Source organism: Actinomyces sp. 432 (assembly GCF_009930875.1).
In the GTDB taxonomy this organism is placed as follows: domain Bacteria; phylum Actinomycetota; class Actinomycetes; order Actinomycetales; family Actinomycetaceae; genus Actinomyces.
Genome location: NZ_CP025249.1, coordinates 497,037 through 512,866 on the forward strand (window position 1 = coordinate 497,037; position 15,830 = coordinate 512,866).

At 69.3% G+C, this 15,830-nt stretch carries 9 protein-coding genes; 1 reads left to right on the forward strand and 8 read right to left on the reverse strand.

Going from position 1 to position 15,830, the window contains the following annotated elements:
- Positions 1 to 72: 72 nt before the first annotated feature.
- The 3 genes from CWT12_RS02050 to CWT12_RS02060 all read right to left on the reverse strand — a co-directional run bounded on the left by CWT12_RS02050 (position 73) and on the right by CWT12_RS02060 (position 6,215).
- Positions 73 to 2,967: an alpha-L-rhamnosidase gene (locus tag CWT12_RS02050; protein WP_161923509.1), complete on the reverse strand. Its 2,895-nt coding sequence runs from the start codon at positions 2,965 to 2,967 to the stop codon at positions 73 to 75.
- A 92-nt stretch (positions 2,968 to 3,059) separates the two neighbouring features.
- A complete protein-coding gene (locus CWT12_RS02055) occupies positions 3,060 to 4,604 on the reverse strand; it encodes a carboxylesterase/lipase family protein (RefSeq protein ID WP_161923510.1) in 1,545 nt (514 codons plus the stop codon).
- A 105-nt stretch (positions 4,605 to 4,709) separates the two neighbouring features.
- The gene (locus tag CWT12_RS02060) at positions 4,710 to 6,215 is read right to left on the reverse strand and encodes an MFS transporter (protein ID WP_237564352.1); all 1,506 of its coding nucleotides are present in this window, start codon (positions 6,213 to 6,215) and stop codon (positions 4,710 to 4,712) included.
- Positions 6,216 to 6,451: 236 nt separating this feature from the next.
- Between CWT12_RS02060 and CWT12_RS02065 the strand changes: the two genes are divergently transcribed.
- Positions 6,452 to 7,510: a LacI family DNA-binding transcriptional regulator gene (locus CWT12_RS02065; RefSeq protein WP_161923512.1), complete on the forward strand. Its 1,059-nt coding sequence runs from the start codon at positions 6,452 to 6,454 to the stop codon at positions 7,508 to 7,510.
- An 80-nt stretch (positions 7,511 to 7,590) separates the two neighbouring features.
- Here the strand turns inward: CWT12_RS02065 and CWT12_RS02070 are convergent, their stop codons facing one another.
- The 5 genes from CWT12_RS02070 to rhaI form a co-directional block, all read right to left on the reverse strand.
- Entirely contained in the window at positions 7,591 to 10,728 is a 3,138-nt protein-coding gene (locus CWT12_RS02070; protein WP_161923513.1) for a glycosyl hydrolase, read from the reverse strand.
- 222 nt (positions 10,729 to 10,950) lie between these two features.
- The gene (locus CWT12_RS02075) at positions 10,951 to 11,766 is read right to left on the reverse strand and encodes a class II aldolase/adducin family protein (RefSeq protein WP_161925240.1); all 816 of its coding nucleotides are present in this window, start codon (positions 11,764 to 11,766) and stop codon (positions 10,951 to 10,953) included.
- Positions 11,767 to 11,868: 102 nt separating this feature from the next.
- Entirely contained in the window at positions 11,869 to 12,981 is a 1,113-nt protein-coding gene (locus CWT12_RS02080; protein WP_161923514.1) for an alpha/beta hydrolase, read from the reverse strand.
- 76 nt (positions 12,982 to 13,057) lie between these two features.
- A complete protein-coding gene (locus CWT12_RS02085) occupies positions 13,058 to 14,623 on the reverse strand; it encodes a rhamnulokinase (RefSeq protein ID WP_161923515.1) in 1,566 nt (521 codons plus the stop codon).
- A gap of 14 nt (positions 14,624 to 14,637) precedes the next feature.
- Positions 14,638 to 15,828 carry an L-rhamnose isomerase gene (gene rhaI / locus CWT12_RS02090; RefSeq protein WP_161923516.1) on the reverse strand — a complete coding sequence of 397 codons (1,191 nt, stop codon included), beginning with the start codon at positions 15,826 to 15,828 and terminating at the stop codon, positions 14,638 to 14,640.
- Positions 15,829 to 15,830 lie beyond the last annotated feature (2 nt).

A 15,830-nucleotide genomic window follows, 5' to 3' on the forward strand; every position in this document is an offset into this window, starting at 1 on the left:
GTGCAGTCTGTCATGCTTTCAGTAACGACATGAAACTGGTTGCGGCCGGTGTGCGTGGTGCGTCCGCGGCGGTTACGCGACCAGCACCGTGCGCCCACTGGCCAGCTCGCGAACGTTGCCGTCGGGCGTCGCCAGCTCACCGGTGACCCCGGCCGGCAGGGTGATCTCGTAACGCACCGGCGTCCCCGCGGCGGGTGAGTCCGCCCCGGCGGCCCCGAGCGCCTCGCCGTCGGCGCGCTCCCAGGCGACCTCCACCCTGCCGAAGGGCGTGTCCCGGTGCGCACGCGCCCAGGACACCGGCCCGTCGGTCAGCGGCGCCACCCGCACGCGCCGGTAGCCGGGCTCGGTGGGGGCGATCCCGCCCAGGCGCCGGAACAGCCAGTCGTCCACGCAGCCGAAGGCGTAGTGGTTGAAGCTCATCGCCCCCACGGTGCCGTCCGGGGCGACGGCGTCCCAAGACTCCCAGATCGTCGTGGCCCCCTCGGCCACCTCATACAGCCAGGAGGGCACCGTGTCCTGCATGAGCACCGCCCAGGCCACGTCGGCGTTTCCGGACTCGACCAGTACGTCGAGCAGGAACGGTACCGACAGGAAGCCGGTGTCCAGGTGGTCGCCCGCCTGGTGCACGAGCCGCACCAGCCGGTCCGCCACGGCCCGACGCCGCGCGCCGCCGTCCGGATCATCGGCCGCGACGATGCCGAAGGCGAGGGAGAGCACGTACATGCCCTGCAGGTCCGGGGTCATGGCGCCATCGGCACCGATGTACTCCGCGGCCACCGCGGCACGCACCGCCTCCCAGCGCTCCCGATAGGCGGCGGCGTCGCCCGCATACCCGAGCACCCGCGCCACCTCGGCCAGCGTGCGCAGTGCCTCGGCGTGGAAGGCGGCGCCGACGAACTCGCTGGTCAGGTGCGGCGCCGTCATGATCGCGTCCGGTGCCCCACTGTCCAGGGTGGAGGGCGCCAGCCAGTCGCCGAAGTGCATGCGCGAGTTCCACAGCAGTCGCTGCCGGGCGGCGGTGGCGTCGTCGAGCGCCTCCCAGCCGGCGGTGCGGTCCGTGTCCTCCCAGTCGGAGCCGCGCAGGCGGGGTGGCAGCTCGGTGGCGGCCTGGCGGGACTGCAGCTGAACCCAGGCCTGCATGGCCGGGTAGTTGGCCCGCAGGGTGTCGACGTCGCCGTAGCGCTCCCACAGGGCCAGCGGCACGCGGATGACCGCGTCGCCCCAGCCGGCGGCGGCGGTGATGCCGCCGATGCCGGGCTGCCCCTCCATGGCCGCCTGGCGGGGTGCGAAGGGGGAGATGATGACCACGCGGCCGTCGTCGAGCTGGTCGGCACGGACGTTACGCAGCCAGCGGGCCAGGAAGGTGTGCACCTGGGCGTTGTTGGTGGCCGCCGGGGCGAAGACCTGGATGTCGCCGGTCCAGCCGACGCGCTCCCGCTGGGGGCAGTCGGTGGGGATGGACAGGAAGTTGGCGCGCTGGGACCACACCGTGTTGGCGTGCAGCCGGGTCAGGCGCTCGTCGGAGCAGGCGAAGTCGCCCGCCGGCTCCAGGTCCGAGCCGACGACGACGGCGACCGCATCCCTTGTGCGCAGCTCGCCGGGGTAGCCGGTCACCCGGGCGTAGCGGAAGCCGTGGAAGGTGAAGGTCGGCTCGTAGACCTCGGGGGCCTGCGGCGTGCCCGTGCCGGCCAGGATCCAGACGTCGCGCTGGTCCTTGTTCGGCCCCTGCACGTTGGAGAAGAAGTTTCCGTCGGCGGCCAGGTGCTCGGAGTGCTCCAGGGTGATCTCGGTGCCGGCCGGGCCGACGGCGCGCAGCCGCACGCGCCCGGCGATCACCTGCCCGAAGTCCAGCACCGTCTCCCCGGCCGGGGTGGTGATCACCCGGGCGGCGGGCAGCTCCGCCAGGCGCCGCACCGGCTCGCCCCGGAAGGGCTCCAGGGCGGTGGCCGGGTCGAGCTCGGAGGTCGGGACGATGCGCACTGGGTCCCAGCCCGAGTCGTCGAAACCGGGACAGTCCCAACCGGCGACGGCGGCGGCCAGCCGGTCGTCGCGCCTTTCGCCGACCATGATGTCGCTGTAGCGCAGCGGCCCGGAGGTGGTGCCGCGGGCGGTGGCGTCCGGCCCCCAGGTCTGGTGGGCGCCGTCGGCGCGGGTGACCGACAGCTGCCACCAGCCGCGCAGCAGGGTGCCGTACTGGCCGGACTCTCCGGTGATGGTGGCTCGGCCGGCGAACCAGCCGTCGCCGAGGCGCAGGCCGAGGGTGTGAGGCCGGGGTGCTCCGGCGGGGTCGGCGAGGGCCGCGGTGACGTCGTGGACCTCGAACTCGGTGTAGGTGTGGTAGCTGGTCCAGCCCGGTGCCAGCACCGTGTCGCCTACCGGGGTGCCGTCGATGCTCGCCTCGATCACGCCCTGGGCGCTCAAGTACAGGCGGGCACGGGTGATGGGGGCGTCCTCGGCGTCGGCGCGGGGCAGGTCCTGGCGGATGAGCTTGACCGGGTGCAGCCGCTCGCCGGCGGGTTGGGGGTCGCGCGGGGCGAACAGGGTGGCGAAGGAGGCCGGCGGCTCCAGTTCCACCGGCGTCTGGGCGGGTTCCACCCAGTCGGCGACGACGCCGGCCCCGTCCAGCAGGGAGGTGGAGAAGGATGCCTCGGCCCAGGGCGAGGGTGCGGAGTCGGAGTCGGTCCAGATGCGTACCCGCCAGGAGTAGTCCGTGTCCGAATCTAGGGGCTCACCGGCGTAGGGCAGCCAGGGCGAGGCGGGCGGGTCGGGGACCTGAACGCGGCCGGTGGCCCAGACCGGCGGTGTGAGCGCGATGCCGGTGGCCGGGTCGAGGCGGCGCACTTCGACTTCGTAGGCGGTCGCGGGTGCCTCGCCGGGTACCTGCCAGGACAGTACCGGCCGCGGCACCGCCACTCCGAGCGGGGCGTGCTGGTGGTCGACGGTCAGGTTGACGGGGGCGGCGGGCATGGAACTCCTTTGTTCGGCAGTGGCGTGTCAAGGCGGAGTGTTGCGAGGCCTGCGGCAACGGAGAGTGCCACTGTGGCCGACTGTGCGCCGGCTCAGTCCTCGTAGAAATGCATATCCGCCCAAATGTTCATCAGTTCCCGGCGGTCGAGGCGCTCGGTGCGGGTGATTCGATCGTATATGCGCACCGGCGAGTCGGCGCCTTCGAAACGGGGCCAATCACTGTTGGGCTCCCCGGTCTTGATGAAGGACACCCAATCGCCGTGAATGGTTTGCGTCATTCTCGTGAACAGATTGGCCGACTCCCCCCGCAGCATCATACGTGAGAAGTGGTGGTCGGGTTTTTCAAACACGAAAGGGAGCTCGAATGCGTGGGAGGCGCCCATCCCCGTCTCGTAGCCGGCAGCGGTTATCAACTCATAGCGGTACATCCAAACGTCATTGGTGTGCCTCTTTTGCGCCGAGGCCGTTCTGATCGCGGGCATCTCGAAGGCGTAGTCGGTAGCGAACCTGATGAAGGGTTCGGTGTCGAATCCGCGCGCATCTCCGATGGCGGGGGTCGCGGATGCGGCGGTCCGGAACGCCTCGCGGGCACGTTGGGACTGCTTGTGGTAGTACCAGGCGATCGGCGGGAGGCGATCCGCGCAGTCGTTCTTCTCCAGCATTTGCGCAATCATGCTCCAGCTGTTGGGGAAACCGGTGTTCTCCGGATGGACGAACATGGTGCCCTCGTGCATATTGGTGCCGATCATCAACGGGATGCCGTCGGCCGAGCCCTGCGCGATGGCCTCAAGGGGGCGCAGCGGCATGAGGTCGTCCTGAACCGGTCCGGGCAGGAACATCCCGGGATTCTTGTACTGGTGTCTGGCGGTTACGTACTCGTGTCCGTTCAGGAACAGGCGCGGGTCCTCGGTGTGCAGTCGGTGCAGGTCAGCGGTGCTCCAATGCATGCCCTCCAGGAAAAGGTCGATGTTCTCCCTCGCCGTCCGGTGCGTCATCACGCAGTTCGGCAAACCGCTCTCGACGATCGCCCGGGTGAAGGTGCCTCTGGCGCCGGGGCACGCCAGCATGTTGATGACGGAGGAGCCGCCGGCCGATTCTCCGCCGATGGTGATTCGGTCCGGATCTCCCCCGAACGCCTCCACATTCTCTCGGATCCAGTTCAGGGCCAGAATCTGATCCGACAGTCCGCAGTTGGAGTCTGTGTCATCGCATCCCGGATATGTGGTGAAATCGTAGAAACCAAGTACGTTCGTGCGATAATTAAATGAGAAGAACAAAATGCCGTCGCGGACGAAGGCCTCGCCCCGATACATCTCGTCGGATGAGCTCCCCGTGTTGTAGCCGCCTCCGTATATCCAGACGAAGACCGGGAGACGGTCTCCGCTTAGGGGGCGCTGCACGTTGACCGTCAGACAGTCCTCCCGTCCCACCACGGCGCCGTTGTTGTACTGCACCGGGCAGGCTCCGTAGTCTCTCGCGTCCAGGACGCCGTCCCAGGGGGTGACCGGCACCGCGCGCTTCAGACGCAGCGGGCCGACCGGAGGCTGCGCGTAGGGGATGCCGAGGTAGTCGACTCGGTCTCCCCTACGCGTGCCGCGTACGGTGCCGGAGGTAGTGTGTACAAGATGCTCTGCCATGTCCTGACTCCTGGTTGTGTGGTGCGGCCGGCCCGTCGGGTCGATGCGCATGCGCCGTGGATCGTTGAGGATGTTCGCGGGATCGGCGGCGAGCCGTCTCCTCGGCTACGCGGCCGGGGCGTCCGCCGCGTTCCTGGATTTGAGTGCCGCTAGATCGCGCTCGAGCCGGAAGAAGAAGGCCAGCATGAGGAACACGATCAGGAACAGCCCGAACGGGATCCAGTTGTAGATGAGTTCGACGGCGGTGGTCACCGTGGCGGGCTGGCGCACACCCTCCAGATCCAGGGCGCCATCGAATCCCGACGCCGACAGCACCCACCCGAAGACCGCCGTGCCAAGCCCCATGCCGATCTTCTGGGCCGCGGACATGCCCGCATTGCCCATGCCCACGGCGTCGATGCCGGTCCGGAGCCTGCCGTACGTCAGGGTGTCGGCGACGATGCCCATCGCCATACCGCCGGCCATTCCCATACCGGCACCCTTGAGGATATTGTATACGATCATTGCGGGAACGTTGAAGGCGAACAGGCCGAAGCCCAAATAGCCTGCCATGGAGACCGCAATTCCGGCGATGTAGACCTTCTCCTTGCCGAACCGCGCCATGAGGAACGGGGTGGCGAACATGATGGCGAACTGCGCAATGGTGCCTGAGTTCGACAGCCAGCCGTACTGGGTCATATCATAGAAGACATACAGGCAGTAGTAGATGCCTCCCACCGCGTTGAAGATGATGGCAAAGAATATCGCCAGCATGGCGATGGACATCATCACCCAGTACCTGTTGGTGAGCAGCGCCTTGACCGTGGTCCAAAACCCCGCGCCGTCGGTGGACGCCGTGGGCTCGGGCTGGGTGCCGCCGCCTTCGTGCACGCGCTCCTTTGTGGTGAATACGCAGATGAGCGCGAACAGGACCATGGCCGCGCAGAAGCACAGCATGGTCAGGGTGTAGGCCTGCTGGGTGTTGGGATTGGCGGCGTCGGATGAGAACCTCGCCAGCATGGTCACAAATACCGCGTTGACAATGACATTGCCGAGCGTTTGGAAGATCTGTTGGATGTTTCCCAGCAGACCCCGCTCGTAGGAGTTGCGCGTCATCAGCGAGATCATCGAGTAGAACGGAACGAGCATCGAGGTCAGAAAGACGGCATTGACCGCGTTGTACATGACGAACACGTACACGTATTTCACGGCGCCGGGCCAGTTGGGCGGCACCAGGAAGAGCAGCATGACCGCCACGGCGAATGGTATGCAGACTCGCAGCAGCCAACTGCGTGCCTTGCCCATCTTCGACTTCGTGCGGTCGACGAGCCGTCCGACGATGATGTCCGAGACGCCGTCGAACAGCTTCGAGACGGCGATAATGGTGGAAATGACGGCTGCGTCGAGCAGCGCCACGTTTGTGAAGTATACGGTTAGGAATGAGCCGATTATTCCATTGATGGCGTTGATCCCCAGCTGGCCGGAGCCGTATCCCACGCGCTCGACCCAGCTGAGCCGGGCGTCGGGATCATCGTGAGGTGTTGCGAGTGATGTCGCCATAGAGGTGTTCTCCTTTGAACTGGTTGCAGGCAGGGGGTGCGCGGGCATGGCGTCGGTAGGTGCGTCGCGCATCAAGTGGGGCTGATGGGCGCGGCGACACGCGCGGGCGCGCACGCGGTGGAGGAATCATCCATTGATTCGTTCCAATCTTAGGATTGACACGAGGTTACACGGGTAACCACAAGGTTCACGATAGAGTGTCTGCCGCGCGGGTGCAAGTGTGGCGTCTCGAACAGGGTGCCCAGGGCCGTCGGTGGACTCCAAAGCTGCGCGACGCCCCACGCGCCGGCGAGGTTTCCCGCAAACAGATGGAGGCATGGATGGCCCGGGTGCTCAGCAGCGATGTGGCGCGGCGTGCCGGCGTCTCTCGCGCCACCGTCAGCTACGTCCTCAACCGCCGCCCCGACAAGACGATCTCCGAGCAGACACGACGTCGCGTCATCGAGGCGGCGCGGGAGCTCGGCTACATCCCATCGGCTGCGGGCGCCGCGCTGGGCTCGGGACGGTCCCAGGTGGTGCTGTTGCGCGACTCGGGACACATACCGTCGCAGGGGCAAGAGGTGCTTCCGCTGGGATCCCTGGCCGGGCTACTGCGCGACGCCCTGGCCCGCGAGGTTCACTCCTGGGGCATGACCCTCGTCTCCTGCGGTTCGGATACGCCTATCGCCGATGTGCTCAAACACGTGGATCCCGCACTCGTCATAGCCCCGGGGGGCCTGGACGAGGACGAGGCGGATGTGGTCGCCGCGGTGGGCGCGTCCGTGGTGGACCGCGACGAGCGGGGCGGTCCGCTTTCAGATCTCGTGCTTGGCCGATTGCCGGTCCTGCAGGTGCAGTACCTGGCTGAACACGGCCTGCGCGCCCCCGCCTATCTGACCACGCGCATGCCCGGGCTCGAGCCTCTGGTCGCCTCTCGCAGGCGGGCCGTTTTGACCGCCTGCGGGCAGGAGGGGCTTCCCGTCCCGCGCGAGTACGCCGTCGGCCCTCTGGACGAGGATGCGGTTGCCGAGTTCACGGGGGTTCTGCACGACTGGTCACAAGCCGGAGTTGACGCCGTGGTCTGCTTCAACGATCTGCATGCGGGTCTGGCACTTGCCGCCGCCAGGGGCGCCGGGCTGCGCGTGCCCGGCGAACTGGCGGTGATCGGGGCGGACGATGAGGTGCTGGGCAGGTTCCTCGATCCGCCGCTGACCACGGTGGCTCCCGATATGGTGGCCTTCGCGCAGTACCTGGCGGCTCGGGCGCGGGCAGTGCTCGATGGGACAGAAGTACCCGCTGTCCCCACCACGCTGGCACGGGTGATCGAGCGTGCCACTGTGCCCGCACCCCGATTTCCCGGCCCCCAGACGTGTCGAGACCGGCACTAACGACGTGTCGAGACCGGCACTAACGACGGGGCCAAGGCCGGTTACGCGCGCCTCCCGGCCTGCGGGGCGACGGGCGACTTTCAGCTCCGGGCGAGCAGGCGCACCGGGCCGAGTAGGCCGTAGCTGCGCACCGGCACGTCGTGCGTGGCCTCAGCCTTGCCGCTGAGGGCGGCGGAGATGTCCGGGATGGTCTCGTAGTAGCCGCGGGCGCGCAGCCGGTTGGACAGCGATGAGGACACGCGCACGACGACGTCGTTGCCGCCCGGGTGCAGCAGGCCGGTCACGTCCACGCGGGGCGCCGAGGTGTCGAAACCGATCGGTGCGCCGCCGTTGATGCTCACCGATCCCAGGCCGCCACACACGTCGCCCAGGTCGAGGACCAGGCGTCCCGCGGGCACCGCCGCGAGGGTGAACGTGGTGCGGTACTCGCCCACACCGGACACCTCCGGGCCCACTCTGTCCAGGTCCTTCCACGGCTCCAGTGCGCTGGCGCCTGCCCGCAGCCGGGTGGTGACGGTGGTGGGGAGTACCTCGCGGGTCACGTAGCCCAGGCCGCGGTCCTCCTCGATCAGTTCATCGGGGCCGGCGTCCCAGGAGTCCACCGTGATCTCCCAGTCGGGCAGCTCGACGACGACGGCGTCGTCCGCGCGCCGAGTGCCTGCGGTCCCTGAGGGGCCGGCTTCGCCGGTGGCGGCAGGGGCGGAGCGGTCAAGGGTGATGATGGCGGCCTCGCCGGGGCGCAGGCGGACCGGGACGACGGTGACATCGGAGCGATCCGGCCCGATCGGCTCGGCGTGGGCATCGCCCAGCTCGTGGAACCGGCCGCTCCACTGGTCCAGCCAATAGGCCGTGCCGGCGCCGGGCAGGTGCAAGGCCACCTCGGTGTCCTGCCCGGTCTCATACAGGAAGTGGTAGACGTACACGTGGGTCAGGTCCCCGTCGATGCGCTCGTAGGCGAGTACGTTCTGGTTCGGGACGTCGAACTCGTGGTAGCCGACGAGCCCGAGGCTCCGCAGCGCCTCGACAGTATGGGCGGGGTCGTCGATCTTGGCCACACTCGGCAGCGCCTTGAGGGCGGTCATGGTCGTGGCCAGTTCCTCGTCTCGCCCGTCGCGCCCGGGCGTGCGGGCGGCCGCGGCCGCATAGTGGAAGTACTCGCCGGTCTCCAGCCGCTTCAGCTCGCTAGCCCCGTTGACGATCAATACCCGCAGGCCCGCGCGCGCCCAGTCGAGCAGCCGGGCGGCGACGTCGGCGTCGAGCGCCTCCTGGTAGACCACCAGGGCCTGGTAGCCGGGCCCGTCCGGCTGGACGACGCCGTCGGCGAAGGTCATGTCCTCACGCAGCAGCAGTGAGCCGTCGAAGAACTCGTATCCCCAGCCGGCGTCCTGCATGCCCAGGTCCCGCCACCAGTGATTCTGGCGGTTGCGCATCCACATGGTCCCGTAGGCGACCTCATCGGGTATGCGCGTGTCCCCGTCGTAGAACATCATGCCGGAGGAGTTGTCGGTGAAGTGGTCGGTGCGCAGGATGCCGACGTCGATGCGGGGGCGGCCCCGACGCAGCACCTGCTGCATGCGCCCGACGGCCCGATTCCACAGCGGATAGAACTCCGCGGCGGGCTGGCGCGTGTCGAAGCGCTCGGAGAACATGGGCAGCATGCCCTCGTGACCGGGCCACTCGGTGGTCCCCGCGGCACCCGCCGGGCTGGACCAGCCGTGCAGGACGGTCTTGGTGATGCCGGCCGCCAGCTGCGTGTTGATGATCTGGTCGTAGAAGCGGTGGGGCAGCATGTGGTTGCGGGTGGTGGCTCCGGTCTCGGAGGAGTACTGCTTGCCCAGCAGGTGGGCGGGTCCCGCCATGAGCCGGTAGGCGTCGATCTGCGCGCCGAACTCCAGGGACTCGGCCTCGATGCCGTCGACGGCCGCGCCCGGGCGGGTCAGCTCGAAGGGCAGCCCGTAGGAGATCTCCGCGCGCAGCGAGATGCCGTACTCGTGCAGGAACTGCGCGAAGGGCTGGAGCATGTGCTCGATGTACAGGTCGGTGAGTGTGGCCACGTAGTCGTGGCGGACCTTGGTCACCTCGACGCCGTGGGCGGCGTCGGGCTCGAAGCGATAGCGGGTGGACACGGCCATCAGTGGTGCCGACCGGGTGAGCAGCGGCAACCAGGGGGTGATGTCGTAGCCGCGGCGGTTGCGGAACTCCTCGGCCACGCAGCGGCCCCAGAACATGCCGCCTTCGCCCCAGGTGTTCAGCTCGAGGGAGTCCATGTACATCTGTGCGCGCGGGTTGCGGGCGATGTCTGCCTTCAGGCCGTCGGTGAGGACGACGTCGCGCCAGTAGTCGATCACGGCGTCGACGCCGTCGCGATCCAGGTAGTTGACCGTGTAGTTGACGCTCGCTGACGGGCTCGCGGTCTGCCCGGTCCCGTGCATCCAGAACACGAACAGCCGCCAGTCACGTGAGTCCGGCGGAGTCCAGTCCAGTGCCTCGGCCCCCTCATGTCCGCTCACGTGGGCGGTCAGGTCGGTGAGGGTGTCGACGTCGAGGATCGGCGCGGGCTGCTGGGCGGCGGGGGAGGCGGCTCCGGTCGGGCCGACGGTGCCGGGTGCGGCGTCGTCGGACGCGTCGACGTGATCCGGGACGACGACGCCGGCCACGGCCGCGACGAAGTGCTGCCGCTTCGGGGCCACCCGGGATCCCGGCAGCCCGCCGGCGCCGTGATCGGCGTCGAGATCGATGCGCGGCAAAGGGCCCGAGCGGGCGCCGCGGACGGATTCATGGGCGACGTTGAGCTCCTGGGCGGCCGCGGGATCGTCCGGAGTGATGGTGGGCAGATTCGCGTTGGACCAGTTGGTGCCGGAGGTGAAGGAGAAGGACATGCCACGGGCGGTGGTCTCGGCGACGATCATGTGCGAGTCGTGGGTCCACTCCTCGCTGCCCCAGCCGTAGCGGGTCTCGTCGATGTTCTCCTCGGGCATGGCCAGGAACTCCATGCCGCCGAAGCCGAGGCGATGGGCCGCGGCGATCTCGCGGCGGATGGTGGCGTCGGTGTGCAGCCCCTCCGCTAGCCACCAGCGCAGTTCCGGCCGGTACTCGATCGGCGGCTCGGCGATGGCGGCCCGCAGCGCGTCCAACGCGGGTGACAGAGTGGGCCCTGCGGCGGGGACCGTGTTGCGCGCATCCTCGCCGGTGAAGGGCGCCCTGGCGGCTTCGGTCATGGGGTTCTCCTTTGAAGTCCTCTTAGAAAAGTGTCCGAATTCGGCACGAACGCGCCTACGCCGCTGAAACGCTATGTGCAGGCCGTTGGAATCATGCGATTTCTACCCCGGCGTTGTGGGCACTCGATGCCGTTCATGCCGAATTCGGACAAGCTGGGCACCGCGTCGTAACTTCGACCGGTCTCGGTGTGTTACTTGTGCCGGTCTCGGGGAAGAAGCGGGTCAGAACAGGTCGGTGTCGACGTTGAAGGCCTCGACCACCGCGTGCAGCTCGGCGTCGGTCACGCCCTCGCCCAGGCCGCCGGCCATGATGTTGCGGACCTCGTACATCGCACCGGTCTCGGCGTACTCGACCTTGTCGACGGCGGCCAGGGGGGCGACGTCGGAGCGGACCATGATGCCGTGCTTGGACCACAGCACGATCACGTGGTCGCGCAGGGCGCGCACGTTGTTCTCCATGAGGGTGGCCGATCCGGGCACCATGAAGTCGAGCACCTCGATGCCCTGGGGGAGCTGGACGATCGTCTCGGGCTCCCAGCGCAGGATGCGGCGGTTGAAGTCCGCCGTGTTGCGGATGTCCTTGATGTGGCTGAGCTGGACCAGGTAGGGCGGCTGGGCGTGGATGACGGCCTGGAAGTCCACGCCGCGCTGCGACACCTGGTCGTTGTGGACCGCCAGGTGGGAGTTGAACTCGCTGGTGGGGCGCACGTAGGCGCGGTCGGGGTGGGTGTACCAGGTGCCGGTTACGCCCCCCTCGTCCACGACGAAGGCGGAGACATTCGCCTCCGGGGACTCGGCGACGTCGCGCAGGCGGCAGCCCGAGCCGGTCACCAGGACGGTGCGGCCGGCCAGCGCGGGGGCGGGTAGCGGCAGCTCGGTGCCGGGGACGACCTGCGGGAAACGGTCGGTCAGCCTCAGTTGATCGGCTGAGGCCTTCAAGGACACGGAGATGTTGCCGGCGCCGGCCTCGACGGCGCCCATGTGGTCCAGGCGGCGTCCGGCGGCACCCATCTGGGCGAGGATCTCCGACAGGGGCATGGTGGTCACGGTGAATCGTCCTTTCGGTGTTTGTTTCTGGGGAGTTGTTGGTAGATGGCTGGTTGGTGCGGAGCCCGTCGACGGCGGTCGCGGTTGCTGGTTTTAGCCGCGGCCCAGCCGGGCCGCGAAGCGGTCGAGGCTGGCGGCAGTCAGGGGGCTGCCGACGGCGTTGAGGTGCCCGTGGGGCACACCCGCGCAGGTGAGCACCTCGACATCGGCTCCCGCTTGCCGGAGCTGGCGGGCGAAGGCCTCGCCGGAGGCGCGCAGGTCGTCGTTCTCGCAGTTCTCGATGTAGGTGGCCGGCCAGCCCTCCAGCCGGGCGGCGTCCAGGTCCCCGGGGAAGGCGTAGGCGGGTGCGTCCGCGTCGAGCGGGGCGCCGAGGTAGTTGGTGTTCATCGCCGCCATCACGTCGGTGGGTAACCGCAGAATCTGCGGCATCTGCTCCAGCCGCGCCGCCAGCTCCGGGCTGGGGGTGGGCCAGAGCCCGCCGTGGGCCACTGGGTAGGCGAGCAGCGCCTGCCAGGGGGCAGCGCCGTCGTCGACGCCGTGCAGCGTCACCCCGGCGGCCAGGTTCCCGCCCGCGCTGGCACCGCCGACGGCGATGCGGGCGGCGTCGATGCCGATCTCGGTGGCGTGGTCACGCACCCACCGGTAGGCGGCGTAGGCGTCGTCGTGCGGGACCGGGTAGTGGATGCCGCCGGTGCACAGCCGGTAGAAGACCGAGACGACGATCGCGCCGGTGCGGGTGGCCAGGCCCCGGGCGACGGCGTCGGCCTCCGGCATGTCCAGGTCACCGCCGATGAAGGCGCCGCCGTGGTACCACACCAGTCCGGCCCGCAGGCCCGTATCCGTGGCCGGCGAGGGCGTGGGCGGGGCCCAGCCGGGTTCGGGGCGGTAGATGCGCACCGGTATCGGCCCGTGCGGGCCGGGCAGCTCGCAGTCCTCGACGGCGGCGCGGGTGGGCTCCGGCTCCCCGAAGGGTGCTTCCCATGCCTCCATAGCGGCCAAGGCCTCCGCGGCGAAGGGCGCCCCGGCGGCCGCGGCGGGATCGGCGGTAGCCAGGTCCTCGGCGCGCGGCGCCGGGAAATCGGCGATCAGGTGCAAGCGCTCGGCATAGGGCGGCAGGAAGCCGCCGGCCAGCGGCGCCACGGGCACGCCGTCGCGGGTGGTGGTGGGCTGCGGCGTCGATGGGGCGGCGCCGGGAGCATCGGTCATGATCTTCTCCGTGGGAAGTGGTGGATGGTGCGGTGGGGTGCGCTGGTGGTGCCCGTACCCCGCGGGGCCGGTGCGCTCAGCCGAACAGCTGGCGCTCGGCGGCGTCCCAGCCGGCGGCCGCGGCCGGGTCGGGGGCGTACTCGGTGATGTCGCAGGAGGCGCGCACCAGCTTTCGCAGCGCGGTCAGGTCGCCCTCGATCAGCCCGGCACCGCGGGCGGCGACGACGATATTGCCCAGGGCGGTGCCCTCGGCGGGCCCGGCCACCACCTTCAGCCCGGTCGCATCCGCAGCCAACTGGCACAACAGGCGGTTGCTGATGCCGCCCCCGACCATGTGCAGCACACCGACGTGCTTGCCGGAAAGCTCGCTCGCCTCGCGCACCGCGCGCCGGTAGGCCAAGGCCAGGGAGTCGTCGATGCAACGCACGTACTCGCCGACGCTGCGCGGGCGCGGCTGGCCCGTGCGGATGGCGTAGTCGTCGATGCGGGCGGCCATGTCGCCGGGGTCGAAGAAGACCGGGTCGTTGATGTCGACGACGGTGCGCAGCGGGTCGGCGGCCGCGGCGGCGGCGTCCAGCTCCCGGTAGGACAGCTCCAGACCCTGCTCGCGCCAGGTGCGCACGGCCTCGTTGAACACCCACAGCCCCATGACGTTCTTCAGGTAGCGCACGGTGCCGTCCACCCCGAGCTCATTGGTGAAGTTGGCCCGCCGGGAGGCCTCGGTGAGCACCGGCGCGTCCAGCTCCAGCCCCACCAGTGACCAGGTGCCGCAGGAGATGTAGGCGAAGTCGCTTCCGGCCGCGGGCACGGCCGCCACCGCGGAGGCGGTGTCGTGGGAGCCGACGGCCACCACCGGCGTCGGGGCGCCGTCGGGTCCGAAGACGTCGACGACGTCGCGGCGCACCGGGCCGACGACGGTGCCCGCCTCGACGACGCCCGGCAGTACGCCGTCCAGGTCGAGCCCCAGGTCGGTGCGCAGCCGCTGAAGCAGTGGCGCGGACCAGGTGCGCTCGCGGGCGTCGACGAGGCCGGTGGTGGAGGCGTTGGTGATCTCGGCGACCGGCCTGCCGGTGAGCCAATAGGTGAGCAGATCGGGCAGCAGCAGCATGGTGCGCTGGGCGGAGCCGGCACCCGGGGCCGCCGGGGCGACTTCGCCGTCGGCCGGAGCGGCGGCGTGTGGCAGGCCGCCGTCGCGCGACTCGGCCACCAGCTGGAAGATGGTGTTGAAGTCCTGTACCTGCAGGCCGTTGACGGCGTACATGTCGGCAGCGGGGATGGCCGCGAAGACCTCTGCCGGTACGCCCCGGGTACGGGGGCAGCGGTAGGAGGCCACCTGACCGGCCAGCAGGCCGCCCGGGCCGAGCAGTCCGTAGTCGACGCCCCAGGTGTCGATACCGACAGCGGACAGCGGGCCGACGTCGCGCACGGCGGCGAGCAGTCCCTGGCGGATCTCATCCCACAGGTGCAGCACATCCCAGAACAGGCGCTCGCCGTCCGGGCCCGGCAGGGGGATGGGGCCGTTGGTGAAGCGGCGCGTCTCGGTCAGCTCGATGCGGCCGTCGGCGATGGTGCCGACCATGACGCGCCCGGAGGAGGCGCCCAGGTCGACGGCCCCGACGTGGATGGGGCGGGCGTTGGTCATGGTCGGCACCTCTCTCAGGCTCCCCAGCCGGCGGCGGTGCCGCCGACGCGCTCGGAGCGGACCTTGTCCAGGTAGCCGGACTCCAGGAAGGCCTTCATCGGGTCGGGGGCCAGTCCCTGGGACTCGCGCAGCTCCGCCAGCAGCGGGCGCACGTCGGTGTTGTAGGCGTCAACCAGGATGTCGTTGGCGGCCAGAACATCGCCGGCGCGCTGCGCCTGGTCGAGGGCCTCACGGTCCACCAGGAGTGCCTTGGTGGTCGCCTCCTGCACGTTGGTGGCGGAGCGGATCTCGCCGGGGATCTTCTCCTCCAGGTTGTGGCACTGGTCGAGCATGAAGTTGACCCCCGAGTCGGGTGCCAGCGCACCGGCGGCGACGATCTCGTTCATGATGCGGAACAGCTGGTAGGGGTCGGCGGCGCCCACAATCAGGTCGTCGTCGGCGTAGAAGCGTGAGTTGAAGTCGAAGGCGCCCAGGCGGCCCAGCCGCAGCAGCTGCGCGACGATGAACTCGATGTTGGTGCCGGGGGCGTGGTGCCCGGTGTCGAGGACGACCTTGGCGCGGTCTCCCAGTGCCAGGCAGTGCACCAGGGAGGTGCCCCAGTCCGGCACGTCGGTGTGGTAGAAGGCCGGCTCGAAGAACTTGTACTCCAGCACCAGCTCCTGATCGTCGTCGAGGGCGGCGTAGATCTCCGCGAGGGAGTCCGCCAGGCGGTCCTGGCGGGCGCGGATCGAGTCCTGACCGGGGTAGTTGGTGCCGTCGGCCAGCCAGATCTTCAGAGCCGGCGAGCCGGTGGCGCGCATGATGTCGATGCACTCCAGGTGGTGGTCGATCGCCTTGCGGCGGATCCGCTCATTGGAGTTGGTCAGGGAGCCGAGCTTGTAGTCCTCGTCCTGGAAGACGTTGGAGTTGATGTTGCCGATGGTGACGCCCTGGTCCTCGGCGTGAGCGCGCAGCGCCTCGTAGTCGTCGACCTTGTCCCACGGGATGTGCAGGGAGACCCGGGGGGTGACGCCGGTGTACTGGTTGACCTGGGCGACGTCGTCGATCTTCTCGAACGGGTCGCGGGGCACGCCGGCGGTGGTGAAGACGCGGAAGCGGGTGCCGGAGTTGCCGAAGGCCCAGCTGGGTAGCTCGATCGACTGGGTCTGCAGCAGGCTGCGGGCCTCATCACTGAGGTCGGATAGCGAGGGGGTGTTGCCGGTCATGG